Origin of the sequence: Micromonospora sp. S4605 (assembly GCF_003176715.1) — a bacterium.
Taxonomy (GTDB): Bacteria; Actinomycetota; Actinomycetes; order Mycobacteriales; family Micromonosporaceae; genus Micromonospora; species Micromonospora echinaurantiaca.
Window position 1 is genome coordinate 54,112 of the sequence record NZ_QGSW01000248.1, and the last position, 26,279, is coordinate 80,390.

24 protein-coding genes are annotated in these 26,279 nt (G+C 69.6%); 13 read left to right on the plus strand and 11 right to left on the minus strand.

Annotated elements, in window-relative coordinates; all coding sequences use genetic code 11:
* Positions 1-192: 192 nt before the first annotated feature.
* Positions 193-2,127 carry a DUF3883 domain-containing protein gene (locus DLJ47_RS22005; RefSeq protein WP_109902274.1) on the minus strand — a complete coding sequence of 645 codons (1,935 nt, stop codon included), beginning with the start codon at positions 2,125-2,127 and terminating at the stop codon, positions 193-195.
* Positions 2,037-2,915: a hypothetical protein gene (locus DLJ47_RS22010; protein ID WP_109902276.1), complete on the minus strand. Its 879-nt coding sequence runs from the start codon at positions 2,913-2,915 to the stop codon at positions 2,037-2,039. The genes DLJ47_RS22005 and DLJ47_RS22010 overlap by 91 nt, the downstream gene beginning before the upstream one ends.
* Before the next feature lie 315 nt (positions 2,916-3,230).
* On the opposite strand from DLJ47_RS22010, the gene DLJ47_RS22015 reads away from it, so the two are divergent.
* Entirely contained in the window at positions 3,231-4,016 is a 786-nt protein-coding gene (locus DLJ47_RS22015) for a phytanoyl-CoA dioxygenase family protein (protein WP_109902278.1), read from the plus strand.
* Positions 4,017-4,144: 128 nt separating this feature from the next.
* On the opposite strand, the gene DLJ47_RS35440 is transcribed toward DLJ47_RS22015, so the two are convergent.
* Positions 4,145-4,519 (minus strand): hypothetical protein, encoded by a 375-nt coding sequence (locus tag DLJ47_RS35440; RefSeq protein WP_146228164.1) that lies wholly within the window; start codon positions 4,517-4,519, stop codon positions 4,145-4,147.
* 171 nt (positions 4,520-4,690) lie between these two features.
* Between DLJ47_RS35440 and DLJ47_RS22020 the strand changes: the two genes are divergently transcribed.
* Positions 4,691-5,761, plus strand: a complete 1,071-nt coding sequence (locus tag DLJ47_RS22020) for an ATP-dependent DNA ligase (protein WP_233257944.1) — start codon at positions 4,691-4,693, stop codon at positions 5,759-5,761.
* A gap of 752 nt (positions 5,762-6,513) precedes the next feature.
* Here the strand turns inward: DLJ47_RS22020 and DLJ47_RS22030 are convergent.
* The gene (locus DLJ47_RS22030) at positions 6,514-6,855 is read right to left on the minus strand and encodes a winged helix-turn-helix transcriptional regulator (RefSeq protein ID WP_109902280.1); all 342 of its coding nucleotides are present in this window, start codon (positions 6,853-6,855) and stop codon (positions 6,514-6,516) included.
* A 94-nt stretch (positions 6,856-6,949) separates the two neighbouring features.
* Between DLJ47_RS22030 and DLJ47_RS22035 the strand changes: the two genes are divergently transcribed.
* On the plus strand, positions 6,950-7,561 hold the full coding sequence (locus tag DLJ47_RS22035; protein WP_199235958.1) for a hypothetical protein: 612 nt from the start codon (positions 6,950-6,952) through the stop codon (positions 7,559-7,561).
* Positions 7,562-7,793: 232 nt separating this feature from the next.
* Here the strand turns inward: DLJ47_RS22035 and DLJ47_RS35875 are convergent, their stop codons facing one another.
* Together DLJ47_RS35875 and DLJ47_RS22055 are read right to left on the minus strand one after the other, a co-directional pair.
* Positions 7,794-8,168: a hypothetical protein gene (locus tag DLJ47_RS35875; RefSeq protein ID WP_158289867.1), complete on the minus strand. Its 375-nt coding sequence runs from the start codon at positions 8,166-8,168 to the stop codon at positions 7,794-7,796.
* A 941-nt stretch (positions 8,169-9,109) separates the two neighbouring features.
* Positions 9,110-10,552: an MFS transporter gene (locus DLJ47_RS22055; RefSeq protein WP_109902282.1), complete on the minus strand. Its 1,443-nt coding sequence runs from the start codon at positions 10,550-10,552 to the stop codon at positions 9,110-9,112.
* A gap of 400 nt (positions 10,553-10,952) precedes the next feature.
* Here DLJ47_RS22055 and DLJ47_RS22060 point away from each other — a divergent pair, with 400 nt between their 5' ends.
* Positions 10,953-11,234: a heavy-metal-associated domain-containing protein gene (locus tag DLJ47_RS22060; protein ID WP_109902284.1), complete on the plus strand. Its 282-nt coding sequence runs from the start codon at positions 10,953-10,955 to the stop codon at positions 11,232-11,234.
* A gap of 570 nt (positions 11,235-11,804) precedes the next feature.
* On the opposite strand, the gene DLJ47_RS22065 is transcribed toward DLJ47_RS22060, so the two are convergent.
* Positions 11,805-13,958 (minus strand): heavy metal translocating P-type ATPase, encoded by a 2,154-nt coding sequence (locus tag DLJ47_RS22065; protein WP_109902286.1) that lies wholly within the window; start codon positions 13,956-13,958, stop codon positions 11,805-11,807.
* A gap of 476 nt (positions 13,959-14,434) precedes the next feature.
* Here DLJ47_RS22065 and DLJ47_RS22070 point away from each other — a divergent pair, with 476 nt between their 5' ends.
* The 3 genes from DLJ47_RS22070 (at position 14,435) to DLJ47_RS22075 (ending at position 15,696) form a co-directional block, all read left to right on the plus strand.
* Positions 14,435-14,653, plus strand: a complete 219-nt coding sequence (locus DLJ47_RS22070; protein ID WP_109902288.1) for an SHOCT domain-containing protein — start codon at positions 14,435-14,437, stop codon at positions 14,651-14,653.
* Between the two features lie 235 nt (positions 14,654-14,888).
* Positions 14,889-15,029: a hypothetical protein gene (locus DLJ47_RS35880; RefSeq protein WP_158289868.1), complete on the plus strand. Its 141-nt coding sequence runs from the start codon at positions 14,889-14,891 to the stop codon at positions 15,027-15,029.
* A gap of 445 nt (positions 15,030-15,474) precedes the next feature.
* Positions 15,475-15,696 (plus strand): SHOCT domain-containing protein, encoded by a 222-nt coding sequence (locus DLJ47_RS22075; protein ID WP_233257946.1) that lies wholly within the window; start codon positions 15,475-15,477, stop codon positions 15,694-15,696.
* A 210-nt stretch (positions 15,697-15,906) separates the two neighbouring features.
* Here DLJ47_RS22075 and DLJ47_RS22080 read toward each other — a convergent pair whose 3' ends face one another.
* The 3 genes from DLJ47_RS22080 to DLJ47_RS22090 are packed head-to-tail and all read right to left on the minus strand — an operon-like array spanning position 15,907 to position 18,199.
* Complete coding sequence (locus DLJ47_RS22080; protein ID WP_109902290.1) at positions 15,907-16,560, minus strand: response regulator; 654 nt, start codon at positions 16,558-16,560, stop codon at positions 15,907-15,909.
* Positions 16,557-17,699 (minus strand): sensor histidine kinase, encoded by a 1,143-nt coding sequence (locus tag DLJ47_RS22085; protein WP_109902348.1) that lies wholly within the window; start codon positions 17,697-17,699, stop codon positions 16,557-16,559. Before DLJ47_RS22085 ends, DLJ47_RS22080 begins: the two co-directional genes overlap by 4 nt.
* 5 nt (positions 17,700-17,704) lie before the next feature.
* Positions 17,705-18,199, minus strand: coding sequence for a metal transporter (locus DLJ47_RS22090; RefSeq protein WP_109902292.1), 495 nt, complete (start codon positions 18,197-18,199; stop codon positions 17,705-17,707).
* Positions 18,200-18,317: 118 nt separating this feature from the next.
* On the opposite strand from DLJ47_RS22090, the gene DLJ47_RS22095 reads away from it, so the two are divergent.
* Positions 18,318-19,190 (plus strand): ABC transporter ATP-binding protein, encoded by an 873-nt coding sequence (locus tag DLJ47_RS22095; RefSeq protein ID WP_109902294.1) that lies wholly within the window; start codon positions 18,318-18,320, stop codon positions 19,188-19,190.
* Complete coding sequence (locus DLJ47_RS22100; protein WP_109902296.1) at positions 19,187-20,158, plus strand: ABC transporter permease subunit; 972 nt, start codon at positions 19,187-19,189, stop codon at positions 20,156-20,158. The genes DLJ47_RS22095 and DLJ47_RS22100 overlap by 4 nt, the downstream gene beginning before the upstream one ends.
* 103 nt (positions 20,159-20,261) lie before the next feature.
* Here the strand turns inward: DLJ47_RS22100 and DLJ47_RS22105 are convergent, their stop codons facing one another.
* On the minus strand, positions 20,262-21,158 hold the full coding sequence (locus DLJ47_RS22105) for a LysR family transcriptional regulator (RefSeq protein WP_109902298.1): 897 nt from the start codon (positions 21,156-21,158) through the stop codon (positions 20,262-20,264).
* Positions 21,159-21,366: 208 nt separating this feature from the next.
* Between DLJ47_RS22105 and DLJ47_RS22110 the strand changes: the two genes are divergently transcribed.
* The 4 genes from DLJ47_RS22110 (at position 21,367) to DLJ47_RS22125 (ending at position 25,711) form a co-directional block, all read left to right on the plus strand.
* Positions 21,367-22,671, plus strand: coding sequence for an FAD-binding oxidoreductase (locus tag DLJ47_RS22110; RefSeq protein WP_109902300.1), 1,305 nt, complete (start codon positions 21,367-21,369; stop codon positions 22,669-22,671).
* Between the two features lie 399 nt (positions 22,672-23,070).
* Entirely contained in the window at positions 23,071-23,442 is a 372-nt protein-coding gene (locus DLJ47_RS22115) for an ArsR/SmtB family transcription factor (RefSeq protein WP_109902302.1), read from the plus strand.
* A gap of 959 nt (positions 23,443-24,401) precedes the next feature.
* A complete protein-coding gene (locus DLJ47_RS22120; RefSeq protein WP_109902304.1) occupies positions 24,402-24,731 on the plus strand; it encodes a hypothetical protein in 330 nt (109 codons plus the stop codon).
* Between the two features lie 269 nt (positions 24,732-25,000).
* The gene (locus DLJ47_RS22125; RefSeq protein ID WP_158289869.1) at positions 25,001-25,711 is read left to right on the plus strand and encodes a DUF4241 domain-containing protein; all 711 of its coding nucleotides are present in this window, start codon (positions 25,001-25,003) and stop codon (positions 25,709-25,711) included.
* Positions 25,712-26,279 lie beyond the last annotated feature (568 nt).

Consider the following 26,279-nt stretch of genomic DNA (forward strand, 5'->3'; position numbering starts at 1 on the left):
GCCGTAGGTCACGACCCTCGGTCGGCGGCGCCCGGCAGTCCAGGCGATCCCTGACCGCCCGGGCGCGGATCTTGGCAGCCGTCGCCCGGTGGCATCCGGCTGGGGACTAGCCCGCGACCGTTCACGTGGCTGACGTCGCGACCATTCCGCTCACTCGCTCCCAGCCACCGGTGTGACGTGTGTCTGCACGCCTCATTCCACCGGTAGCGCGAACCGTGCCCAGTCGGTGAACTCCCAGTCCCAGCGGCGGCACACGCGCTCGCGCGTCAGGCCCTCTCGGGATGGATCCAGGAGCACCAGCTTCGCGTAGCGGCCGTCTCCTACCACGATGGCGAGGTAGTAACCTCCCGGCGTGCCGAGCATCAGCGACATCTCGTTGTTCGTCATGGCGAACCGGGCGTCGGGACGGTCGACCTTCTTGACCTCGAGCCGCACCGGGGTGCCGTCGGGTTGGGTGCCCTCGAGGTCGTAGCCGACGTTCTGGGTGCTGACGTCGCGCAGGTCCCAGCCGCGCGCGTTCAGGTACTGCCGTGCGGCTTCCTCAGCGGCCCGCCACCGGGTGAGTACTTCGGAAAGTGGCTCCCCGCGGGATGGCGCACGAGGCGGAGTCCGCTCGACGACCGCCGCGGGTGCCTCCTTCGTGGGTTCCTCCGTCGCTGGTCCCGCCGCGGACTCGACGAACCGCCGTTCGGCCTCGCTGAGCCGCCGGCCGTGCATCTTGGCGAGCTCGGTCAGGTGCTCGGTCAGGCGCGTCTGCAGCGGCGCGGAGACTTTCGGCACGTCCGGGCCGGCCAGCAGCGCGTTGAAGTCGAACGTGGTGAGGCCCAGGGTTGCCTTGATCGCGCGGGCACTCGCTCTATTTCTGGCGGTGTAGAGAGCGGCTGGCGCACCCTGTGGAAAGAGGACCGGGACGTCCTCCGGCTCCAGGACGAGAGTGGAGTAGGAAAACGGCAGCCGGCGCGATGCCATCGCCTCGCGGAGAGCGCTGAGCAGCACCTTCGCGGCGGTGTCGGTGGCGGCGAGCAGCGCGCTTCGGATGTCCTCTCCGTCGAGCAGTAGCTCCCACAGCCGGTCGAAGGTGGGCGCGCCCGGCGTGGACAGCTGTTCGGCGATCGCGGTGGCCGCGTCTCGCAGAACCTGGCGGGTGGAGGCGTCGGCCACCACGGCGTGCGTGCGGGACGGGTCGGTGAGCAGGTCTCCGGAGACCACCACCGGAAGGCCGATCTCGTCTTGGAGTGGCAGGAAGCAGGCGAGGCGGCCGCGTACCCCGGCCAGCGCGACCGCGCGGGAGTCCAGCGGAACGGCCACCGTCGCGGTGCCATGTCGGAGCACGGCGAATCGCGCCTCGCCGCTGTCACCGTGAAGCGCGACGGAGCCGCCGTCACCGGGCGGAGCGCCCGGTTCCGCGTCGCGGACGATCCGGAGGGTGTCGCTGCCGCTTTCCGAGGTGGTGACGATGCGTCCGACGTGCCGCAGGAACAGAGCGGCGATGGGATCGATGGTGCCGAACGCCGTTCCCGTCGCGCTCCGGGTCACGGTGAAGGCGACACCGGGCTGCGGCTCCTCGTCACGGATGTCGGTCGGGATGCGGATCAGCGGCACCGAGCCGACCGGGACGCCACCGAGCAACGCTGCCGCCCGATCCCGATCAAACGCGAACCCGATGTTCCCCGAGCGCACGTCGATCCGCGTGGCAACGGCCGCCAGCGACTTGAAGCCGATCCCCCGGTATCCGATGGAGTCGCCACGCTGCTTGGTGGAGCTGGCGCTGCGGCAGAGCGCCTCGATGTCTGCGGCGTTCAGCTCCCGCCCGTCATTGCGCCAGACGAACGATCCGTCGGCCCGGTGCGTGATCTCCACCGTGTGGGAGCCGGCGTCGTCCGAGTTCTGCAACAGCTCGTAGGGCACCCGGTCCCGATAGGTCTCCGCGAGCAGTCCCTCCATCCGGGCGATTTCCCCGAACAGCCCCGGCGCCTGCGCATTCTCCCGGACCAGCGTCTCCTGCAGATGCCCGAGACGCCAGGCGAGCGTGTCACTCACAGGTCGTCCCCGTCCATGATCCGGACGACAACCCGGGTCGGCTTGCCGGCAAGGTCCTCGACGTTGTCGCTGGTGTTGGCGACCCATCGCGGCTGGCGGTCTGGTGTCCGCCCCTGATCGTTCACCGGGATTTTGGCGTACAGGTCGACTTCGTGCTTTTCCAGCAGAAAGTCGTCGTCATCGAGGATCTCTACGACGAAGCCGGGGCCCTTGACCTTGAACGGCGACTCGGAGGCTACCGTCGCGTCCTGTCCCCAGGAGCGTCGCGCCTTCCGCTCGGCCAGCATCTCCTCCGCGGACCCGAAGGCCATCATGCCCTCGGCATGCACCCGGACCTTGTCGCCGTACTTGTCGTGCCACACCTGCGCGGTCACCGTGGGTAGCAGGCGCACCGACGTCCAGGAGGTCTCGTCGATCAGCTCCACCGGTAGCGGCGTGACCTCCCGGGCGGGCAGGTCGAAGTCCGGCCCCACGTCCTCGAAGTCATAGGCCGTCAAGCGGATCCGCAACTGGTCCGGCGTCAGCGGCCGCGCGGTCTCCCACTCGTCGCTCGTCTCAGTGAAACGCACAGGGCGTTTACCGGCGACCTCGGCCTTCTCCATGACGGCGCGTTCGAAGTTCGGCGGAGCGTCGCCGTCTCGCAGGCTGAGCGAGAGCATCAGATTTGGCGCCCAGTCCCCGCTGTCAAACCGGGTGCTCCAGTCCTCCTCCAAGAACCGGGCACTGCCGGCGACCGTGACCTTCTGGTAGTGAGTTCCGTCCCGATACGACTCGGTCGTCAGCCGGGCCCGAACATCCACGATCTGCCACCCGAGCAGCGACAGCCCCAGCTCGTCCACCTCAACGTCACAGGGCTCCACCCTCTTGTCTGCCATCGCCGTCTCCCCACATCTCCGGCAGGACGGCCAGGCTAGCAGTACTTGATCTCGGTTCCCCCCGTACCTGGTCCCCACTCCCCCTGCGTCTCATCACGGTCACCGACACGTGTTGACGGCGAAGGGTCGTGCTGGTCGGGATGTCATCTGGCCGCCTTCCCCCGGGTCGTCGGCACTCGCCTGATAGTGACCGCCGAGGCGAGACCGGGCGGGGTCGCGGGCTGGCCGTAGCGAAGTGTCGCCGAGTGCGCACCCGACAGAAGCGGAGCGGAAAGTGTCGGGTGATCGGGATCGGTGCCGCCACACGATGGGGGCATGGACGACACGACACTGGTATCCCGGTTCCTTCGCGACGGCTTCGTGAAGTTGGCGGGCGCCGTCGCACCGCGCGTGGCCGCGGACTGCGCGCGGCTGCTGTGGCGGGAGACGGGCTACGACCCGGACGACCCAGCCACCTGGACGCAGCCCGTGCACTGGGTGCCCGGCATGGCGCAGGGGCCGTTCGCCGCCGCACCCAATTCTCCGTTCCTCCATCACGCGTACGACCTGCTCGTCGGCGCGGGACGCTGGGAGCCGCGTTACTCGCTGGGTACGTTCCCGTTGCGCTTCCCACACAAGGATGAGCCGAACGACGCGGGCTGGCACATCGAGGGCAGCTATCTGCCGGAGGGTGCGAGTTGGTACTTCACGAATCTTCGCTCCCGGGGCCGGGCGCTGCTGATGCTGTTCCTGTTCAGCGAGGTCGGTGCGGAGGACGCCCCGACCCGGATCCGGGTCGGCTCACACCTCGACGTGCCGAAGGTGCTGGAGAAGTACGGGGAGGACGGGGCGAGCGGGCTGGACCTCGCGCCCGAGTTGGTGGCGGCGTCCGACCATCGGCCACTCGCCCTGGCCACCGGGTCCCCGGGCGATGTCTTCCTGTGCCATCCGTTCCTGGTGCACGCGGCGCAACCGCACCACGGGACGCGGCCGCGCTTCATGGCCCAGCCGCCGCTGGTGCCGGCCGCGCCGTACGAACTGGAACGGGCCGACGGTGCGTACTCGCCAGTGGAGATCGCGATTCGCCGAGGACTCGGGCAGGACACCCCTCGTTCCTCCTGAGGTACGGGGGAGGCGGGGACAACGGTCGTCTTCGAGCACTTCGCGGGCGGCCTGCTCACTTCACCCAAACCCAATGTCTCGGACCCTGGCTTGCACGATTCCGTTGCGGTCACGCCGCTGCGGCAGCCTCACCCGGAGCGTTGTCGTCGATCCCGTGAGTTCGACGCTCCAGCCACCAGCCGTCTGTTCAACTGCGGTGACCTCGAAGTCACCGTTTCCGTCCTCACCGTTTCGGCGCGACCTGAGGCGGGCAGCCTCTCTCGCGACCCCACTACCTCCATCTCGTTCAGAGCGGGCCCATCCTTGATGCGGCGGAGGGCGCCGAGTGCCGCCTTGAGCGCGTCGTAGGTGGCGTTCCCGAGGATGCCGCCTCCGACTGCGCCGCCGAGCCAGAACACGAACTCGGGTATCGCAGGAGGAATATCTGCTTCGTCGTAGAGAACCTGTTCGTCTGACAGGTCCGGACGGAGGTCATCGGGGGGTTGGTCTGAGTCACGGTCCACCCGGGGAGGGTAGCCACCGAGGTCAATGTCGAGGCTTCCCCTTGGCCCGCTGGCATCCGGGGGCGGCTGTAGGCATTCGTTGTCGCGGATCTTCACCCCAGAGTGGCCGTCGCTCCCCCACCATGTTCTGCAGGGGGCGGACATGATCAGCGTTCACATCCCGCTTCGGCGGTGAGCCCGGCCCGCAGCCGGGGGCAGGCGGGCGCCGGACCGGTGCTGCGCCGGCCGGTCGCGCCGATGCTCGCCGCGCCCGTCGACGAGGTGCCCGAGGGCCCGGACCTGGTTCACGAGCCGAAGTGGGACGGCTGGCGGGCCATCGCCTTCCGAGACGCCGATGGCGTGTATCTCCAGTCACGGGCCGGCCGCAACCTGACCACATACTTCCCTGACATCACCCGGGCCGTCCGCGCGGCCATAGCACCGGGGGCGGTGCTCGACGGCGAGTTGATCGTGCTGCAGGGCGGCCGGACGAACTTCGCGCAGCTGCAGCGGCGCGTCACCGCCGGCCGCGACCTGCTGCGCCTGGCCCGCGAGTGCCCCGCCCACTACGTGCTGTTCGACCTCCTCGCGAACCCCGGTGGACAGGTGATCCTGAACCGCGAGCTGTCGCAGCGGCGCTACCGGCTCGAACAACTGCTCGCCGGCGCGCCAGCACAGCTCACCCTCACCCCGCAGACCGCAGACTCGCGGCAGGTCGCGGACTGGCTGACGCACTGGACCGTCGCCACCGGCATCGAAGGCGTGGTCAGCAAGCAGTCGACCAGCCGGTACGAGCCTGGCCGGCGCGGCTGGCGGAAATACCGGACCCGGATCACCACCGAGGCGATCATCGGTGGCGTGACCGGCAGCATCCGCGACCCGGACACCCTGCTGCTCGGCCGGTTCGACCGGCGAGGAACCCTGCGATACACCGGCCGCACCCACCCGCTGAACCCCACCCAGCGGGCCGAACTCGCGGCCATGCTGTCCCCCGTTCGCGCGTTGCCGCGCCACGGCGCAACGGTGCATCCCTGGCCGCAGCCACTGCCGCCGTCCTGGTCCGGGCAACTGGACCGGCCCGAACCACTGCCATATGTGCAGGTGGACCCCACCACGGTCGTCGAGATCGACGCCGACGTGGCCTTCGAACACCAACGGTGGCGACACCGGGTGCGGTACATCAGGACTCGGCCGGACATGTCGATCTACGACGTGCCGCTGCTGCTCGGCGAGGAGGAGGGATACTTCGGCGGCCTGGGGTGAGCACCGGTGGGCCGACTGACGAACAGCAGATGCTGCCGGACCACAACAGGGCATGCCTGACAGCCGCCTCGGCCCTGAGCCGCTTGCATGCGACTGCCGACGAGCGGTCGGTCGACGCGACCAACGCGACGGCCGATTTCCGCCGGCGCTCCGTGGCGCCTACAGGAAGAGTGCAATTCATGATCGAAACCGCGTCGACGGCAGGGTTGTCCGTGCTGAAGAGGATGTACGCAGCGGAAGCCGAGTACCTCGCGGCCGGTGGTCCGGGAACCGCGGACTTCACGCCGCTGGCACCGTTCTTCTCCCGGGAGGTTGTGCTCTACCAAGCGGAGACGTTGCCATACGGAGGCACCTGGCGGGGACACGAAGGTATCGAACTCTCTGCCGGCCAGCCCAAAGAACTCCCGCAACCGCGACAGCATGACCTCCGGCCAGATGAGTCGTTCCCCGATCACGTCGCTGGCCCACGGCACGTCGAGAGCGAACGAAACCACCGTGCCGAGGACCACGGGTGGATGGATCCCCCTTGCCGTCCACGGCATCCGCAACGGGGGATTCGTAATCGTCATCCCCTGCTCGGACCCCTCGGGCGCAGGCGGCGAGGCCGAGGCCCCCCCCCCCGGGCTGCTCCCACAACCCGCCGGTGTCGGGGAAGGAGACCGTGACAGTTGAGGCGGCACGCCCATGCCATCACGATCCAAGGTTCAGGTGCCCAAGATCAGGGGGCAACACCCACCACGGTCAGCGCGGGCCTACGCGATCGCATGCGTGCAGCGCATCGACTCGTCGGGTGTGGCCTGACCATGGGTGCGCTGAAGGTGCGCCTCGCCCCAGACCCGGACGCCTTCCACGACAGGCAGAACCGTAGTGCCGTAGGAGGTGAGCCTGTAGATGACCGGCGCCGGGATGGGTCCGGTCACGATGCGCTCGACGAGCCCGTCAGCTTCGAGTTCGCGCAGCTGCTCGGCCAGCACTTTCGGCGTGATCGGCGCGCCCAGACGGCGGAGGCCGGCGAAGTGGCACTCGCCATGGGCTAGCCAGTACACAAGGGTCAGCTTCCACTTTCCACCGATCGCGGCGAACGCCGCGGCCATCGGGCAGCCGGGTAGAGGATTGGGGCGCGACGGTGAGGGGTTACGTGCAGGTGCCTTCTTGTTCACGGGCGTGCTCCGCTCGAATAGTTGAATCATGAACCTTCACACCAAAATCACCGTGCCGTACAAGCGAATCCTGGTCCCGTGCCTCTCGCTCCTCATGCTGACCGCCATGGCGGCGTCGGGCGACGCGGCGACGGCCTCCTCCATGGCTTTGGCGGCTGTCGAGGATGGCCAACGTGACTTCGACTGGGAGATCGGTGCCTGGCATACCAAGGTGCGGGTGCTCGCCGATCCGCTCTCGGGATCCGAGGATGAATGGCTCCACTTCGAGGGTACGAGCGTCGTGCGTCCGCTGCTGGACCGGCGTGCGAATGTCGTCGAACTCAAGGTTTCGGGGCCGAACGGACGGATCGAGGGCCTCAATCTGCGGCTCTATGAGCCCCAGGCGGGGCGCTGGAGCCTGACCTTTGTGAACATCCGGGATGGACTGCTCACCCCGTCCGTGTACGGCGGGTTCCACGACGGTGTGGGCGAGTTCTACGGCGACGACCAGCTCGGGGGGCGTGCGATCAAGGTGCGCTTCCTCATCTTCCGGCAGGGCCCGGACAAGGCGAGGTTCGAGCAGGCGTTCTCAGACGACGGCGGGCAGACGTGGGAGACGAACTGGATCGCCGTGGACAATCGAATCGACAACGGCGGCTGAGAACTCGTCCAAGACCCCCGCGTCGTAGGGCTTGAGATCAGCGAGAATTCTGTCGACCCACGTCGCCCGGTCCTGGGCGTCATCCTCCCGCAGCAGGTGGCTTTCACCCCCACCTCGAATGCTGCGATGGGCGGCAGCACTCTGGAAGCTGCGGAAGGTTGGATACATGGCCCCGGCGGCGGTCCGGCGGGGGTGGTGGCGCTCTGGCGGTTCACCGCATGCCGCCGGCTGGTCAGGGTGCTGGCCGGCCGTCGGTGGCGCGCCGGACCGCCTCCAAGGCGGCCAGCCGCCCGGCCGCCCGGTTGATCGCCGCCGACGAGTCCACGTCGTGGACCAGGATTCGGCGCAGCACGACCCGGACCGGGGGCGGCTGGCCGCCGCAGAGCCGAGCCAACTCGGTCCGCATCCCGTCGGCGAAGCCCTCGACACACTCCTGGCGCAGGTCGGCCGGGCCGGGCGGTCGCCCGTCGAACCGTGCGGTGAAGGCGTATGCCGCATGCGGCTCGACGTCGGCGAGCACGATGGCGATCCCGCCGCAGGCCGTCTGGGTACCGTGCCGCACGTGCACCGCCCGGATGGGTGTCGTCCAGTCCGGCTGGTCGCTCATCGCCTGATCATCGCACCGACCGTCCGGCCGTGGATCGGTCTGTCCGTATAGCCTGCCGACCGCCCGTTCCCTTGCGGAGGTACCCGGTCGCGCCGGTGCCGTCGCCGAGCAGTTCGCGGGCGTACAGCTGCTCGACGTCATGCGACAGGGGCGGGATCGGCAGGCCGGGGTGGCAGCGGCGGGCGGCCAGTGCCGAGAACGAGTCTCGCCCGCTTGCGCGTCCCGCGCGCGTCCACCACGTGAGATCATCCGCCGGTGAGAAGCTCCTCCGTGGCTCGACTCAGCAGGCGTTCCTTCTGGCTTCTCGTGATGATGGGGACTGCTACAGGTGGCGGACTCCACACCCTGTTGTTCGTGATCGTTGGGATGCTTCCCCCATCGCGGGGTGACGACCCGAACCTGTGGGCCACGCATCTTGTCTATGCCAGCTCAATACCCGTCTTCGTCATCGTGATGATCGGGCTCGTGCTGGCGCCCATGGGCCCGCGTGTTGCCCCGTTGGGCGGCGGCCTCGTGGTCGGCGCAGTCGCATCCCCTCTGCTGGGGTTGGCCATTGGAACCTGACCGAACGGTCGCGCACGAAGCGAGGAGGGCGCCGGACGGCTGCGCCTCCGCGATCTGCGGCACTCGTACCGCTCGCGACGTCGACACAGCGGCGGAGGCATGTCACCAGGCGCCCGCACGGCCCGCACGACGACCGGTACCTGATCGACGTCCTCACCCAGACCTCCGCGATCCAGGCCGCGCTGGACGCTCGGCCTGCTCGACGGGCACGCGTGCCACTGCATGCGCGTCATCCGCACCGGTGCGGCCACCACCTTCCGATTCGAGGACGGATGTTGTCGCCCCGGATCAGGCGGCGACCTCCACTCCCCGTCATGGCCCGCCTGTGGGGCGGCCGGCCATGACGGCCGGCCGCCCCACAGATTTCATCGGATCGGTCACCGTGCGGATGCCCGGTCAGTCGGGTCGGGCGTCGGGGTTACGGCGGTTTCCGGGCGCGGCGCGGCGGTGCGCAGCGTGATCGCGGCGATGACAGCCGCCGCGGCAGCCACGATGCCGGCGCCGACGAAGGCGGCGGAGTAGCCGTCGGTCAGGGCCGGCACGTCGCCGAGCTGGCTGGCGCCGTAGGAGGCGGCGACCGCGGTCATGGCGGCCAGCCCGAGAGCCGAGCCGACCTGGTAGCTGGTGTTGACGATGCCCGAGGCCAGTCCGCCCTCCTCCGGCCGGGCGCTGGAGATCGCCGTGCCGAGGGACGGGATGAAGGCCAGGGACATGCCCAGCGCCGCCACGAGCGAGGCGGGCAGGACGTCCGCGACGAAGGTGCCGTCGGGCCGAATCAGGGCGAGCCACCCGAGGCCGGCAGCGAGGACCGCGAGTCCCGTCACGACCATCGGTTTGGGCCCGAACCGGCCGATGGCCCGCGGCGCGATGGCGATCATTCCGACCATGATGAGGACCGTCATCGGCAGCAGCGCGGCACCACTGGGGAAGGCGCTGTAGCCGAGAACCTGCTGCAGGTACAGGTTCAGGTAGAACCACATCGGAATCCACGCCGCGCCGAGCAGCAGCTGCGCCACGTTCGCCGCGGCGAGGTTCGGCGTGCGGAAGATGGACAACCGCATCAGCGGCTCGCGACGGGCCGCCTGGATGGCGACGAACGCCACCAGCGCCGCCACGGCACCGGCCAGCGCCAGCCAGGTCTGAGCGGACGTCCAGCCGACTTCAGGAGCGCGGACGATGGCATACACCGCGCCACCGAGACCGGCAGTGACGGTCAGTGCGCCGGCGACGTCGAGGGAGCCACGACGCGCGCCGCCCGCTGGCATCAGCGCCGGAGCCGCGAGGACGGCCAGCAGGGCGATGGGAATGTTGATGTAGAAGACCCAGGGCCAGCTGACGTACTCCGTGATCACACCGCCGAGGAATACGCCAGCGGTGCCACCGGCGGGCGCAGCAGCTCCGTAGAGGGCCAGGGCCCGAGTCAGCTCCCGCGGCTCGGCGCCGAAGAGCATCATCAGCAGCGTCAACGCCGACGGCGCGATCAGGGCCGCCCCGGCGCCCTGAATGGCGCGAGCAGCCAGCTCGACGGCGACGCCGTCGGCCAGGCCCGCCGCAGCCGAGCCGACCAGGAGAATCAGCCACCCGGCGACGAACATCCGGCGAGCGCCGAACAGATCCGACAGCCGGCCGCCGAGCAGCAGCAGGCCACCGAACGCCACCACGTAGGCGTTGAACACCCAGGACAAGTTCTCCGGTGAGAAGCCCAGATCCGCCTGCATCCGAGGTAAGGCGACGCCGATGATCGACGTGTCCATGATGACCATGAACTGGGCGAGTGCGATGAGGCCGAGGGCCCACCACCGCTTGTTTCCGTACGACATCACAACCACTCCTCTATGCCCCTGGGGGGTATGGGTAAGTGGTGAAGGTGTACCCCCTAGGGGTATGCCGTGTCAAGTGATCGACGTCAACCACGGGCGGACATGATGCGCCTTGCGTTAAATACCCCCCAGGGGTAGCGTCTCGGGGATATCGCAAGGCAGATCGGGACCGCGCACGCACGGCGTGGCGAGCACGGGCGACAGCGAAGCCGGACCAGGGGACGGCCCCGGCGCTCCGGGTGACCGGCGCAACCACGGGTCATCGATGAGCACCAGGCGCAGTGTCTGGTGACCGGCCGGGCCAGGGGCCAACGCCGGGGCCGCTGGTTCTCACGTCGCCGCCGGCTACGTCCGCTCCCGATCCGCCTTGCACACCAGCACGAGCAAGGGAGATTCGCGCATGTGCACCAGCGAAGGTAGTTGCGGTTGCGCCACCGGCGCTGACGCTGTCGGTTCGACCGCGGGTGCCCAGGACGGCATTCGCACCAGCTACGCAGTGTCCGGGATGACGTGCGGCGGCTGCGCCAAGTCGGTGAGCCGGCACATCAGCACGTTGGACGGCGTCAACGGCGTCGAGGTCGATGTCACCCGCGGGATGGTCACCGTCATCAGCGACGGCCCGCTGGAGACTGCCGACATCCGCCGGGCGGTCGACCAGGCCGGCTACCAGTTGGTCAGCTGACGGCTGGGGGTCGGCCAGGTCCATCCCTCGCGGGCAGACTCGGCCGACCCCACCATCCCGCCGCCGATTCCCGCCCCACGTCGACAGAGCAGACGAGGTGCCGGCTGTCGGCCTCGCCACCACCACCGGAGCCCCTCCGTCCCGGTCCAGGGCCTGCGGCACTCGGCGGTGTCATGACGTCCCCGGCACCGTCCGGACACTCTCCTGGCCACCGGTGAGCAGGGCACGCGGCGCCGCACCTGGGCGCCGGCAGGGGCCCGCTCGCGGTGTTGCTGTCCTGGTCGCCGCGAGAGCTGGTGGGGTCACGGCGGACGGCACAGTGGTGCGCTCCGTCGACGGCGCGGTGGCCTGGTCGTCCACCGCCGGCCGCGCTCCGGCCGGCCCGGTCGCACCCACCGTGCACGAGAGGCTCATCTACCTGGCTACAGAGGACGGCCGGGTTTTGCGCAGCGCCCGACACCGGCGCGACATGGCAGCCGATGACGTCCCGAACCAGTCGCGACAACCCGCCCAGCCGCGCGGCGGCCCCCGGCCGGATCCATTCCGACCGGGCCGCCGTTCGTGCGAGTGTCAGTCCTGCCCGGGGGTGAGCCTGACCCGGCGCAGCAGTTGGGCGTTCAGCGCTACCACGATGGTGGAGGCGGACATCAGCACCGCACCGACCGCCGGGCTGAGGGTGACCCCGGCCCAGGCCAGAGCGCCGGCGGCGAGTGGGATCGCCACCACGTTGTATCCGGCCGCCCAGGCCAGGTTCTGAATCATCTTCCGGTACGAGGCGCGGGACAGCCGGATCACGCCGGTGACGCCGCGCGGGTCCGACGAGGCCAGGATCACCCCGGCGGACTCGATCGCCACGTCGGTGCCGGCGCCGATGGCCAGACCGACGTCGGCGCGGGCCAGGGCGGGTGCGTCGTTGACGCCGTCGCCGACCATCGCCACCGTCAGTCCCCGGGCCTGCAGGTCGGCGACCGCCCGGTCCTTGTCCGCGGGCAGCACCTCGGCGAAGACCTCGTCGACTCCGGGCCGGAACCCCAGGTCCGCGGCAACCGCCTCGGCGACCGGGCGAGCGTCCCCGGTGATCATCACGATCTTCTTGACCCCCTGATCGCGCAGGTCGGAGATGGCTTCGCGGGCCTCCGGACGGACCTCGTCCTCCAAGGCGAACGCGCCGACCGCGACCGGTTGGCCGGTCTGCGGCAGGCGGACCAGGTGCAGCACCGCCGCGCCGCGGACCGACCACGCCTGCGTGGTGGTGGCCAGGTCCTCGGGAACCTCCGCGTCGAGTTCCCGCAGCAGTGCAGGGCCTCCCACCGCCCAGGTGGTGCCGTCCACGACCGCTTGGACTCCGCGACCGGTCAGGGACCGGAAGCTTCCGGCCGCCGCCCGCAGCCCTCGGTCCTGCGCGACCTTGACCAGGGCCTTGGCGAGCGGGTGCTCGCTGTCGGCCTCGACCGCGCCGGCGATGCGCAGCACCTCGTCTTCGCTGGTACCGCTGACGGCGGCCACGGCGGTGACGGTGTGGGCGCCCTTGGTCAAGGTGCCGGTCTTGTCGAACAGCACGGCATCGACGGTGCGCATCCGCTCCAGGGCGAGGCGGTCCTTGACCAGGATGCCGGCCTTCGCCGACACCGCGGTGGACAGCGCGATCACCAGCGGGATGGCCAGCCCGAGGGCGTGGGGGCAGGCGATCACCAGGACCGTCACCGTCCGGACCACAGACTGGTCCAGGTCACCCAGCGCCCACCAGGCCGCGAAGGTGACCAGCGCGGCGGCGGTGGCGACGTAGAACAGCATCGCCGCGAACCGGTCAGCCAGGACCTGCGCTCGGCCGCTGGAGGCCTGCGCCTGCGCCACCAGCCGACCGATGCCGGCCAGCGCGGTGTCCTCGCCAACCGCGTCGACCCGGACCCGCAGCGCGGAGTCGGTCGCCACCGTGCCGGCGACGACCCGGTCCCCGACGCTGCGGAGCACCGGCCGGGACTCCCCCGTGATCATCGACTCGTCCAGTTCGGCGGACCCGTCGATGATCCGGCCGTCGGCCGGTACCCGACCGCCGGAGCGGACCAGCACCACGTCTCCGATCCGTAGGTCGGACACCGATACCCGGTGCACGGCACCGTCGTGGTCGACCCGTTCGGCATCGTCGGGCAGAAGCGCCGCCAGCGCGGCGAGCGCGCCCTGCGCCTGGCCGATCGCCTTCATCTCCTGCCAGTGACCCAGCAGCATGATCGTGACGAGTGCGGCCAGCTCCCACCAGAAGTCCAGGTCGAACGCGCCGAGGCTGGTGGCCATCGAGGCGACGTAGGCCACCGCGATCGCCATCGAGATCAGCAGCATCATTCCCGGAGCCCGGTCGCGGACCTCACGGGCGCCGCCGACCAGGAACGGCCAGCCTCCGTAGAAGAAGACCACCGAGCCGAGAACCGGGCCGACCCAGCTCATCCCAGGAAAGTCGAGGGTGTAGCCGAACCAGCCCATCACCATGTGGCTGGTCGCCACGATCGGAATCGTCAGCGCCAGGCTGAGCCAGAACTTGCGTCGGAACTGCTCCGGGTCGTGGCCGGCATGCTTGTCGTGAGCCCCGTGTCCGCCGGTGGCTCCGTGCCCCGCGTGGTTGTGGTGGCCGCCCACCGGCCCGGCGCCGCCCGGATGCCCGTCGTGCGGTCCACCGGTGTGGTGCTCGCCCACCGGCACGTGATGGCCCTGATGCCCGGCACCGGCCATGACCGTGGCATCGGCGTGGGTTGTGTGTTCGTGTCTCATGCCGTCCACCTCCAGCCAGCACGATATACCCCCTAGGGGTATACGACAAGCGGGTCTGCTCAGCGGACTAACTCCTGCGCCGCGCCGCGTCTGCGCCGCCGGCCGGCACTACCTGCTCATACCCCTACCCCCCAGCGGTAGAAACGATGGAAGCCACCTGGACGAGAGGTGGGACTGCTGCGGGTGTTTCACGGTGACCGTCGGCAGACTACGGCCGCTCACCACGCCACTCCCCCAGCGACCGGCGAGGTCCGCGGTACGGCACCCGGCCAGTGCGCCCCCGATCCGACCGCGACCAGTGACGCCCACCGACTCTTTCGACGAGGCGCCAGACAGCAGGTGAACGCGGCCGCAGATGGGGTACGCGAAGGTTCGCCCGCTCAAGCGTCTCCGGAACTGGTACGGCCGTCGCGCATCGCCCCCTGAGAGGACATGCCATGCACGGCAACGGTTGGGTCTGGCCGATGGGCGTGATGCTGATCGGCTGGCTGGTACTGGCGCTGATCATCGGGGGCGGGGTGTGGCTCGCCGCCAGCTACGGCCGCCGCCCGGTGTCGGATGGCCGGGACTCCGCACGGCGCATTTTGGGCGAGCGCTACGCACGGGGCGAACTCGACACGGAGGAGTACCACCGGCGCTTGGACGCGCTGCGGTGACATGTCTGGGTCAACCAGGACACGAGCACCCAGATGGTCCACAGCGGCGACGCTGCGTCTGCCGCTCGGACGGCTCGACGCGGTGCTTTCGACCTCGATGTGGTGCTTCGCAGCCACCGGCCCGGGCCGAAGGGACGTGACCGGGCCGGACCCGCGACCGGGTTGATCACCCGGCTATGGGAACTTGGCGTGTCCACCGCCGTCGTGGACCCGGGCCCCCTGGCGCGGGAAAGGGGTGGCGGCGGGTTTGGCCGGGCTGGTCAGCGCCGTCGTCGACGGGGGCGACCGGGACCGGGCCTGGCCGGACCCGGCGATGCACCTGGAAACCGCCCGGGTGCTGGGGTCCATCCCGCGCGCGCCGCGTCATCTCCGCTGAGACCCGCGCTCCCGGTGCCAGCAAAGGCCGGCTGACCGCCACTTGCCATTGTGGACGGCCCTCGCCAGGATGCCGGCTGTCATCCGTCGTTGGTGGCCGGAGTGCTCAGTGCTGGTCGGTGTGGCGATGGACCCTTACCACTGTCCTCGACCGGTACCCCCGCGATGTAGGGACCATCAGCCCCTGGGTCAGGGGTCCTTCCGCCATACCCGACGGGGGTAACAGTCGGCAGTGTTGGTAGTAGCCCACGGAGAGGAGACGGTGATGAGACGCCAGCACATCCCGCTCACGCCACAGCGCTGGCCATCCTGGTCATCGGCGCGCTCGCAGTCGGCGTACCCACCAGTTTCCTGGCGATCGGTCTGCTCGTGCTCGCCTGCCCTCTGATGAGGCTGAGGCGGCCGTCGCAACTCGCGCAGCACACATATGAAGAGGAGTGAGTGTTATGCACGGGATCGGATGGATGTGGCCGATGGGCGGCATGATGGTCGGCTGGCTGGTGCTGATCGTGGCTCTGGGTGCGGTGGTGTGGCTCGCCGCCAGCCGCAGCCACCCGAGCGGAGCTGGCGACAGCCTCGGTTCCGCCCGCCGGATCCTCGCCGAACGCTACGCCCGAGGCGAAATCGACACCGACGAGTACGAGCAGCGTCTCGGCGCGCTACGCTGACCGGCCTCACGAACCCAACACGTCCCTGGTCCCGGCCGACCTCCGGACGCGTCGGCATCGCCAGCTCACAGCCGAGAGGATGGCGTGGCCGATCTTGTCAGGACCGCTGTGGCCGCGCGGCCGACGAGCCCGAGTGACCGGAGCGAAGTGGTGGTGTACCCGCCACCGCCGGCGGCCCCGTCGAGGTGGACTTGCTGCTTCGGCCGCCATTCAGGCGGTTTCGACGATCCGGTTCTCCCAGGCCCAAGCAGCGATCTCGACGCGATTGCGCAGGCCGAGCTTTGTCTGGATGGTCGACACGTGGCTCTTGACGGTACTGAGGGAGATGAACAGTTCGGCGCCGATCTCCAGATTGGTACGGCCGCGGGCAATCTCCCGTACCACTTCGATCTCCCGAGCGGACAAGGACGGCAGCGACTTGCCGGTGCCTCCGGTCGGCTCGGTGAGGTGGCGGAGCAGCCGTACGGTGATGGACGGGGATACCAGCGCGTCGCCGTTGTGGGCGGCGCGGACCGCCTCGACGAGCAGCGCCGGGCCGGCGTCCTTGAGGATGAAGCCGGCCGCGCCACCGCGGAGGGCGCCGTAGACGTACTCGTCGAGGTCGAAGGTGGTGACCACGATGACCCGCATCGGGTGGGGTACGCCGGGTCCGGCAAGCGCCCGGGTCACTTCGATGCCGTCGAGCCGGGGCATACGGATATCCACCAGGCAGACGTCGGGGCGCAGCTGGCGGGCCTTGGCGATCGCGTCAACGCCGTCGGGTGCCTCGGCGATGACGGCGATGTCGGACTGATCTTCCAGGATGAGCTTCAGGCCGCTGCGGATCATCGCCTGATCGTCGGCGATCAGGACGCGGATCGTCATCGCGACCGTCCGTCGTGAATGGGCAGGGTGGCCAGGATCGACCAGCCGCAGCCCGGGCGGGGGCCGGCCAGGAGCGTACCGCCGAGGGTCTCGACGCGTTCACGCATGCCGATGAGACCGTAGCCGCCGCGGTGAGCGGCCCGGGGGGCCGTCGGTGGTGCGTCGTCGGTCACTTCGACGGTAACGGCGGAGGGGGTCTGGTCGACGGTGACGGTGACGCCGTGTGCGTGTCGCGCGTGGCGGGCCACGTTCGTCAGGGCCTCACGGACAATCCGGTATACGGTGCTGGTCACCTCCGGCGGCCACGTCACGCGCTCGTCAGGTACCTGTAGGCGCACCGGTGGGCCCTGCCGGTTGAAGCGTTCGACGAGGACGCCGAGCTGCTCCGGCCCGGCGGAGGCCGGTGGCGCGTCTTCGGTGTCGCGAAGCAGCCCGACCACACGGCGCATCGCGCGCAGCGCTTCGGTGCCGGCGGCCTCGATACCGGCCAGGGACTCGGTGACCTGTCGCGGGTTCCTACGGGCGACGATATGGGCGGCCTGCGCCTGGATGAGCATGCCGGTGATGTGGTGGGCAACCACGTCGTGCAGCTCGCGGGCCAGCTCCAGCCGCTCGTCATGGCGAACTTTCTCGGTGGCGGCGGCCGCCCGGTCGTCCTGCAGCCGCAGCGCAAGCCCGACAGTGACCGCGCCGAGCCAGGCGATGATGTTCATCCCCAGGACCCCTGAGGGGCCGGAGGCCGGGGCCCGAACGGCGAGATAGGCGCCGCCGACCACCGCGAGCCCGCCGGCGGCGAGCGCAGCAGCCGACGCGGGAGGTAGCGCTCGCACGGCCGACCCGACGAGGACGGCGAGTGCGAGCGCCATGGCCGGTCCCGGCTCGGTCGGGAGGTGAAACAGCCGGGCCGCGACGATGGCCAGTCCGGCGATCCCGAAACCGGCGACGGCCGTCCATGTCCGCTGCCGCTGCCGTACCAGCGCCAGCAGGCACACCACGACGGCGGCCGATCCGCCCGCGAGCCAGTACCGGGCGCCCCACGTCTGGGCGATCGCCACGGCCTGAAGGAGGATCGCGGCGAGGAAGGCCACGGCCAGCCCGGCCGTGGCCACAACACTCAACAGCCGGTCCCGGATGCTCACCCGGTTCACGCTACGGCCCCGCGCCCCACCAGTCGCAGGGTGATCCCGAGCGCCACGGCTGCCAGCCAGGTGAGCGCGTTCACGACGGTCACCGCCGTGAAGCCCGCCGCGTCCGGAAGCGCGGTCAGCCAGGTCCCGCCCACCACCGCGAACCCGCCTGCCGCGACGGCCGTGGCCCCTGGCCCTGGCAGCGTCCGGATTCCCGAGCTCACGAGTACGGCGAGCGCCAACGCGGTGACCGGCCCTGGCTCCTGTGGCAGGTCGGCGACCCGGGCCACGACGGTGGCCACTGTCGCGACCGCAAGCCCGCCAGCCACCGGCCAGGTCCGCCGCGCCCCGCGCAGCAGTGCGAGCGACGCGGCCGTCGCCCCGGCGAGGCAGTCGAACAGCCAGTAGAGCCCTCCCCAGCTTGCCGCGATCAGATATGCGGTGAGACCGAGCCCGGTGACGAAGACCAGGCCCAGCACGGTGTTCGTCGCGGCTCGGTGTGTCGTGGTCATGGCGAGGACGCTAGGGAATCACCGCTCGACGCGAACCGGCCGAAAGTAGGGTCGTCGGCGTACCCGCCCCTGCTTTGGACCGATGCCCGCCCCTGCCGAGCATTCGCAGGATGAGCGCATGCACACACCATTCCTCCTGCACGCCGAGCGGTTGACCAAACGGTACGGCCGCCGCACGGCGCTGACCGACTGCGACCTGAGGATCCCGCGAGGGCATATCGTCGGGCTGGTCGGCCCGAACGGCGCCGGCAAGTCCACTCTCCTGCAGTTGGCCTGCGGCCTGATCGGACCGACCTCGGGCACGCTGTCGGTCCTCGGTTCGACACCGGCAGCCGGCGCGGCGCACCTGGCCCGGGTCGGCTTCGTCGCGCAGGACACCCCGGTGTACACCTCGCTCAGCATCGCCGACCACCTGAAGATGGGATCGTGGCTGAACCCGGCCTGGGACCCGGCGCTGGCCAAGCGCCGGATCGGGGAGGTTGGCCTCGACCTGGCGCAGAAGGCGGGCCGGCTGTCCGGCGGCCAGCGGGCGCAGCTCGCGATGACTATCGCCGCCGCGAAGCGACCCGAATTGCTCATCTTCGACGAGCCGGCCGCCGCGCTGGATCCGCTGGCGCGTAAGGGCTTCATGCGCAGCCTCGTGGAGTTCGTCGGTGAGTTGGGCGCCAGCGCCGTGCTCTCCTCGCACTTGTTGAGCGATGTCGAGCAGGTTTGTGACTACCTCGTCGTGCTCTGCGACTCGCGCATCCAGGTCGCCGGTCCGGTGCCGGAGTTGCTCGCCTCGCACCATCGGATCGCCGGCCATCCGGCCGCGATAGCCGGCATCGAGGTCATCTGGGCGGAGCACGACCGGGTCGTGGTGCGGGGCGACGCGTCGGTGCCGGCCAGGCACGCCGAGCCCGTCACGCTGGAGGAGTTGGTCCTCGCCTACATGTCGCGGGCCGCGGGAGCCGGTGCCAGGCCCGGCGCGAACGCGGCGGTGGCGCGATGATCCGGATGAGCTTGCGGCAGTTCCGTATCCAAGGGCTCGTCGGAGCGATCCTGTTGGCCCTGGCCGCCGGCTATCTGTTTCGGCTGGGCGCGGACATCCGTGCGGCGCGCGATACGTCCCAGCTTCCGAGTCAGTACGGGCAGACGATGCTGATCCTCGCCGCCGGTCTCGGTCTGGTGCCCGCGCTCGTCGGTGCGTTCTGGGGCGCGCCGCTGGTCGCCCGCGAACTGGAGGCCGGCACCCATCGACTGGTGTGGAACCAGAGCGTGACCCGTCGCCGGTGGCTCGCGGTCAAGCTGATGGTTCTCGGCCTTGCCAGCGTAGCCGTCGCAGGTACGCTCAGCGCGCTGTTGACCTGGGCGGCGGGCCCGGTCGATCAGGTGGCCGGCGACCGGTTCAGCGCGATCCTGTTCGGCGCGCGAGGTGTCGCGCCTACCGGGTATGCCGCGTTCGGTTTCGTCTTCGGCGCTGTCACCGGGCTCCTGGTACGCCGAACCCTGCCGGCGATGGCGTTGGTGTTCCTGGCTGTGATCGCGGTGCAGTTCGCCGTACCGAACCTGCTTCGACCGCACTACATGCCTGCTGAGCGGGCCACTGTGCCAATGAGCGCCGACGCCATCAACCAGGCGCGGGCGCTGGGCAGTATCACCGGCGGGCCGGTCATCGGCGGAGTGGAGGTACCCAACTCCTGGATCACGGATACCAGCAGGCTCCTGACGTCTGACGGCCGCCAACTGTCCGACACCGCCTTCAACCGGTGCCTCGACGACGCGCCGAAGACCGGCGCCACCGGCAGGTTCGGTGACACCGCGGTATGCCTCGGCGAACTTGATCTCCATGTCAACATCGCCTACCAGCCCAACCAGCGGTTCTGGCCGTTCCAATGGATCGAGCTGGCGATCTACCTCGGTTTCTGCGCACTGCTCGCGGCGGTCGGCCTCTGGCGCATCCAACGTCGGGTCACCTAGTGCGCTGACCACGACCGTTCGGGGATGTTGGTTGGCACGCCGTCCGGCCTGCGGGACGGGCGGCGTCGCGGTCGTCTGGCGGTGACGGTGACAATCGTGTCGATCATCCGTCTTCGACCATGAGCCTGTGGGCCGCGTCCGCGAAGGCGCGGACGCGGGCAGTGGCGCCGTCGGCGCGCCAGAGCAGGCCCCACTGCAGGGGTTGCGCGTCATGCAGGTGCACATACGCGACGTCGGGGCGGGCGTAGTAGCGCTTGACGTTAGCGCCGACAGGGAAGACGCCGAGACCGGCGCCGACGTGGGTGAGGATCTCGTGGAACGTCGCGGCGGAGAGCCCGGCCCTGATGGGTCGCCCGGCCGGGGTGGCGTGCGGAGTACGGTCGGCGCGCAGGGACCGCGGCAGCGTGTCGGGCAGTTGCAGCATGGCGACCTCGGCCAGGTCTTCGACCGAGACAGCGTCGCGACGGGCGAAAGGATGCCCGGCCGGCACGGCCAGGAACCGCGCCTCGGACACCAGGACCGGACCCGCGACGATGCCGGGCTCGTCCACGGGCAAGGTGGCCAGGGCCAGGTCGACCTCGCCGCCGCGCAGCCAGGGCATCAGCTCACCCAGCTGTGCTTCGCGAATCTGGACCTGGCACTCGGGGTGGCGCCGCCGGAACATCTCGGTGATGCCGACCAGCAACTGACCACCGGCCGCGCCGGTGAAGCAGACCCGCAGGCTTCCGGTGAATCCTCGGCCGGCCTCGACCGCTCGGCCGACTGCCGCGGCGATCTGATTCCAGGCCGGCCGGAGATCTTCGTAGAGCGCGCGCCCGACCTGGGACAGCTCGACCCGGCGGCTGGTCCGGTTGAACAGTGCGACGCCGACCCGCCGTTCCACCTTGCGGATGGTCTGGCTGACTCTCGCGGTGGAGACCCGTAGCCGTTCGGCGGCGCGGCCAAAGTGCAGTTCCTCGGCGACAGCGAGAAACGCCTCCAGTTCGTGCCGCTCCAGCATGCCCGTCTCCCTGCATCGTTAATCGCAGCTTCACGATCGTGGCACACGTCGGCATTGTTCGTCGGTCGGGCCAGCCGCAGGGTTGAGGTACCGACGCTCGCTGCCGCTTCGGCCTCGGCCAGGACCGCAACGACCGGGAGTTGACGTGCCGGTCGCCGGTGTCGCGGTCGCGCACGTCGCCGCCTGAACCCAGGAGAGAAGGAACCCCATGAACGCCCTGCACGCTCTGCGCTCCACCGTCCGCGGTCAGGTGTGGCTGCCCGGCGAGTCCACCTTCGACACCGCCCGCCGGCCCTGGAACCTCGCCATCGAGCAGCAGGTCGACGCCGTGGTCGAGGCCGCCGACGGCGCCGACGTCGTCGCGCTCGTCCGCTACGCCCGCACCGCCGGGCTGAGCATCACCACCCAACCCAACGGACACGGCGCCACCGGCCGCACAGGCGGCACGATCCTGCTGCGCACCCGGCGCCTGGACACCCTCCGGGTCGACCCGGCAACCCGGCGCGCCCGGGTCGGCGCGGGCGTATCGTCCGGCCTGCTCCAAGCGGCCGCCGCACCCCACGGCTTGACCGGCCTGCCCGGCAGCTCACCGGTGGTCAGCGTCGCCGGCGTCGCGCTCGGCGGTGGACTGAGCTGGTTCGGCCGCGCACACGGCTGGGTCGCCGACAGCGTCACCGCCTTCGACATCGTCGACGCCGAAGGCGGTGAACGACACGTCACCGCCGACACCGAGCCGGAGCTGTACTGGGCGTTGCGCGGCGGCGGCGGCAGCTTCGCCATCGTCACCGCCCTGGAACTCGCCCTGCACCCCGCACCGAGCCTGTACGGAGGCAGGATCGTGTGGCCCGCCCGGCACGCCCCGGCGGTGATGGACGCCTACCGCACGATCACCGCCACCGCGCCGGACCAGCTGACCGTGTGGCTCGACCTGTTGCACTTCCCCGGCGCCGAGCCGATGGTCACCGTCGACGCCACCTACCTCGGCGACCCGAACGAGGCCCGCGAGCTCCTCAGCCCGCTGGACCGCCTGCCCTCGCCACTGTCCGACAGCCGGCAACCGATGTCGGTAGCCGAACTCGGCGCCATCACCGCCGAACCGACAGAGCCCAGCGCCGGCCTGTCGCACACCGAACTGCTGACCGAGCTCGACGACAAGGCGGTCAGGACGTTGCTGGACGATCCGATCGAGCCGCTGCTCAGCGCGCAACTGCGGCACCTGGGCGGCGCGCTCGCCCGCCCGTCGGACAGCCCGCACGGCCCGCTCACCGAGCCGTACGCGCTGTACATGTTCGGCCTGCCCACCGACCCCGCCCGCGCCGAAGCGGTCACCGCCAGGCAACGCGCCCTCGCCGACGCGCTACCCACCAGCGGCAGCAAGCCATTCACGTTTCTCAACCCGAGCGAAAGCGTCGCCGACGCCTTCACCCCCGACGTGGTGGACCGCCTCCGCGACATCAAGCACCGCCACGACCCGCACGACATGTTCCGCGCCAACTTTTCCGTGCGCGACTGAGGCAGACATCCCGTTCCCGAGTGCACGTCGTCGGGGCCGGAATCGCCGGATACCACACGGCCGAGACCCCGTCCCGACGCGCGCGCCCTGCTGCAAACGCCGCGTGACCGCCGGCGGGCATGCTCGTTTGGATCTCGGTCTCACCGATCAGTTGCGGCGCGCCAGTACCGAGCATGACCGCGCATTGTCGTCCCAAGCCGGTGAGGTATTTGAGCGGCTCGGCGCGGCAGCAGCCTAAGATCACATGCCGTCAGCCCAAGATCCGCGTCACGCTGGGCCAATGCCGGGGCCTCGCCCATCCGACCGCGGGCACGGCAGAGACGATCAACATGGCGCTTTTCGACAAACTGCCGTCACCGGGTCCTATTCCACCGGCATGTCGTCGGTGTTGGTGCAACGATGCAAGACGTGCCAACTGCGAAAACAGCTACGCCTGCCGTCTCGCCGCTTGCTGGCGAGCCGATGAAGCGCGCCGATGCCGAGCGGCTCGCGGGAGTGCTGAAGGCGTTCGCCGACCCGGCCCGGCTACGACTGCTCAGCCTGATCCAGTCCGCCCCCGAGGGCGAGGCGTCCGTCAGTGACCTCACCGCGCCGCTTGGGCTCTCCCAGCCGACCGTGAGTCATCACCTGCGGATTCTCACCGAGGCCGGCCTACTCGAACGCGAGCAGCGAGGTGTCTGGGCGTACTACCGGCTTGTGCCATCCGCGATCGCGGCGATCGCCGACCTGTTGACCCCGCCCCGCAAGCGGGCGACGAAAAAGGCCCGCTGAGCGGCACCCTTTGCGCTCCGGGCCGAGGCGGGCACCGCCACCCAGCAGGCGGGTTCCTCATCGATAACCCGCAGGGTGCCCAGACCAGAGTGCGCCACGATCCGCTTGTGAACGCGGGCTCGATGCCCGTCACCCGGCCCGAACCGAGATGGTGCTGACCGCGGTCATGCTCGATGGCCGCCCTCACGGCTCCCTTGGCCGACCCGCTCGGCGTTGCTGTCGACGGGCCGCCGGTGGGCTTCTCCCCGGTCAACTTAAGGAGCAGCGAGCAGCACCGTTGACTCTCATGGGAGGGCTGCCTCCGGTGCGGCTCGCTACCCCGTCGTCCGGCACGACCTGCGCTCACGGCGGTACGGCCCGCCCGGCTCAGGCTGGGAGACCCCAGAATATCCGCCAACGGTCCCTACCAGGCTTGGCTACTGGTAGGGGTGAACAGTGCGGCCGGAACCGCTTGGTACAAGCAGGTGATGTGCCCGGCCACGCGTGCGGGGTGGCCGGGCACATCGCCGAACAGAGTTGCCGCATCTACCTGACGTTCAACCAGTAGGCGTGGATGATCGTCTGGGTCACCGAGTTGCCGGCGGCATCGATCGCCGGGGCCCGCGGCGACCTCAACAGTCAAGAGCCGATCCAGATCGAAGTTCTTGCGAACCCCGGCTAGCCAGGGCATACACAAGCGCTACCCTCTACCGAAGATCGTCTAGCCGGACGTGCCACCCACGTCCCGAGACTGATCTGTCACGCAGGTCCTGAGACTCGACACGCCGGCAGCTGGCCTGTCCTTCGTCGACTGATGCGCGACACTCGTCCGCCAACTGATCTGCGACAACAGCTGGCGTGCGGAACGCGGCATGACCGGATGGCCGCGCCCGGCTGTCTGTGGCTGTTGCGGTTGCCGATTAGCGACCCGAGCCGGTGACGTAATGTCCCCCTCAGGGACGAGGGTGGGGGTATGCCCAGTGCATGAGACTGAGGCGGAGCTCCGCCTGGAAGTCAGCGAGCTCACTGAACTGCTGCGTGAGGACTCGGATTTCGCTGATCTCCGCAACTTGCTAGCGGCCCATGGCCTGCATGAGTCGGAGGTCCTCCTGGCCGGGCTGATCGGAGGGGAGGACAACAGCCAGTACGGCGTGTTCATCACTGCCGGCCCGCAGTCTCTCCTGTTCGAGATCGGCCCGAGCAAACAACTGGTTCGATGGGAGCAGATCCAGGATGTTGACGCCCTGGCTAAGGACTTCCCGGCGGTTAGCGTCGGCATCGCGATGAGGCGCGCCGGTGAGCTGGCCTAGATCACAGGACCCGTCGCACATCAGGTGGCGGACGGGTGTCGCGGATCTGTTGTCGGATCACAGTTGGCAGCCGGCCTGTCCCGTCTCGGGACCTGCGTGACCATCGGTATCAGGACTCGCGGAACACTTCGGCAGGTGTCGGCGTAGATCATTCTGCTAGGAACTCTTCATCGACCAGAGGGGCACTGATGTGGAGTCGACGGCAAGTTCTAAGACTCGCCCTGGTCCCGGTCGCCGTTGGCGGTGGGGCGATTCTCGGTGGGTGCTCGATGTACCAGCCTTCAGGTACGTCGGTACCGTCCGCCTCGCTCGGGCCCGAAGAGACCATCCCATGGTCACCCGGGCAGGCGGCGGAGCTGTTCCGACCGGGGTCGCGGCACCTGCTCGACAGCGGCGAGTGGGCAACTGCGACAACACTCCCCGCAGGTGTCCTCCATCTACCCACCGGCCGCCTTGTCGCGGCCGACCCCAGCTGGCTGATGAGCTGGGAACGATCGGGCATTGCCCCCTTCACTGCAACGGTGCCGCCCGGCAGCTATCCGTTGACACTAGCTCTGGTGGAAGGGCCGGAGGACAAGCACGTCGCGGCGGCGAAGTTGGCGATCCGCGACGAGCCCGTAGCAGCCTGGGAAATGGCGCTACGACCCGGTCAGGACCTGGGCACCCTTCGCGACGGCGAGGCATTCACCGTCGGCGTCGACGTGGCCACCATCGCCTTGTTCGACACGGTGGCGCTTGAGGCGATGGCCCGAAGGACCGAGGAAGACCCGGACTCCTACTACGTGGACCAGGCAGACCGACCGGTCGAGCTGCATGACCACGCCTCCGGCGCCAACCTCATCGCGTTCAACACCGGCTGGGGCGACGGCGGCTATCCGGTCTGGATCGGTCGTACGACTACCGGCGCTGCCGCGTGTTTCGTCATCGACATGGCCATGCTGGCACCGCCGCCAACGCCAACAAGCAGCTCGCCATCCTGATCGATACAGCCGCTGATGGTTCCGCTGAAGGATGTCCGCCGGGTGCTGCTACCGGTGGTCGTACACGGTCACGGCGATGTCCCGCGCGCAAAGCGTTCGCAGGATGACTGGCTCGATCCGGTTTCAGGTGCCCCCCGCCAATGCGAGGCATGTGCACAGACGCACCCAACACGCGTGCTTGGTCAGCAAGAGAAGCCAGACATCGTTCGACGGCGTCATAGCGGATCGGCGGGCCGGCGCTGCCGGTCCTGATCCCCAGCTGGCCGACCATGTTTGCCACCCAGACATCAGGGGCGACCTGCACCGGCCGGGTGGCACCAAACGCGAAGTCATTGCTCGCCCAGCCGAGATGCCACTGACGGTAGTCGCGTTCCGGCTCCGGCCACCGGCGGGAGATCGCCTGGAGGAACCCCTTGCCCAGCCACCCAGGTCATTTGCAGATGTGCGCGATCGCCTTACGGCCCTTGGCCTGGGGGCTAGTCAAGTCACCCTTGATCGTCAGCGGGGTCACGGCCGCCAGCATGCCACAGACATACGACGCCGACGTGACCTCGCCAGAGGGGCAGCG

Bases quoted from the DNA above. Each gene is read 5' to 3' on its own strand.
- DLJ47_RS22055 (WP_109902282.1), bottom strand. From the start codon at position 10,552: ATGTCGTACGGAAACAAGCGGTGGTGGGCCCTCGGCCTCATCGCACTC.
- DLJ47_RS22105 (WP_109902298.1), bottom strand. From the start codon at position 21,158: ATGCTGGAGCGGCACGAACTGGAGGCGTTTCTCGCTGTCGCCGAGGAA.
- DLJ47_RS22095 (WP_109902294.1), top strand. From the start codon at position 18,318: ATGCACACACCATTCCTCCTGCACGCCGAGCGGTTGACCAAACGGTAC.
- DLJ47_RS22115 (WP_109902302.1), top strand. From the start codon at position 23,071: ATGCAAGACGTGCCAACTGCGAAAACAGCTACGCCTGCCGTCTCGCCG.
- DLJ47_RS35875 (WP_158289867.1), bottom strand. From the start codon at position 8,168: ATGAGCGACCAGCCGGACTGGACGACACCCATCCGGGCGGTGCACGTG.
- DLJ47_RS22070 (WP_109902288.1), top strand. From the start codon at position 14,435: ATGCACGGCAACGGTTGGGTCTGGCCGATGGGCGTGATGCTGATCGGC.
- DLJ47_RS22065 (WP_109902286.1), bottom strand. From the start codon at position 13,958: ATGGCCGGTGCCGGGCATCAGGGCCATCACGTGCCGGTGGGCGAGCAC.
- DLJ47_RS22080 (WP_109902290.1), bottom strand. From the start codon at position 16,560: ATGACGATCCGCGTCCTGATCGCCGACGATCAGGCGATGATCCGCAGC.
- DLJ47_RS22125 (WP_158289869.1), top strand. From the start codon at position 25,001: ATGTACCAGCCTTCAGGTACGTCGGTACCGTCCGCCTCGCTCGGGCCC.
- DLJ47_RS22035 (WP_199235958.1), top strand. From the start codon at position 6,950: ATGAACCTTCACACCAAAATCACCGTGCCGTACAAGCGAATCCTGGTC.
- DLJ47_RS22100 (WP_109902296.1), top strand. From the start codon at position 19,187: ATGATCCGGATGAGCTTGCGGCAGTTCCGTATCCAAGGGCTCGTCGGA.
- DLJ47_RS22060 (WP_109902284.1), top strand. From the start codon at position 10,953: ATGTGCACCAGCGAAGGTAGTTGCGGTTGCGCCACCGGCGCTGACGCT.
- DLJ47_RS22005 (WP_109902274.1), bottom strand. From the start codon at position 2,127: ATGGGTCGCCAACACCAGCGACAACGTCGAGGACCTTGCCGGCAAGCC.
- DLJ47_RS22010 (WP_109902276.1), bottom strand. From the start codon at position 2,915: ATGGCAGACAAGAGGGTGGAGCCCTGTGACGTTGAGGTGGACGAGCTG.
- DLJ47_RS22030 (WP_109902280.1), bottom strand. From the start codon at position 6,855: ATGGCCGCGGCGTTCGCCGCGATCGGTGGAAAGTGGAAGCTGACCCTT.
- DLJ47_RS22015 (WP_109902278.1), top strand. From the start codon at position 3,231: ATGGACGACACGACACTGGTATCCCGGTTCCTTCGCGACGGCTTCGTG.
- DLJ47_RS22075 (WP_233257946.1), top strand. From the start codon at position 15,475: ATGCACGGGATCGGATGGATGTGGCCGATGGGCGGCATGATGGTCGGC.
- DLJ47_RS22110 (WP_109902300.1), top strand. From the start codon at position 21,367: ATGAACGCCCTGCACGCTCTGCGCTCCACCGTCCGCGGTCAGGTGTGG.
- DLJ47_RS22090 (WP_109902292.1), bottom strand. From the start codon at position 18,199: ATGACCACGACACACCGAGCCGCGACGAACACCGTGCTGGGCCTGGTC.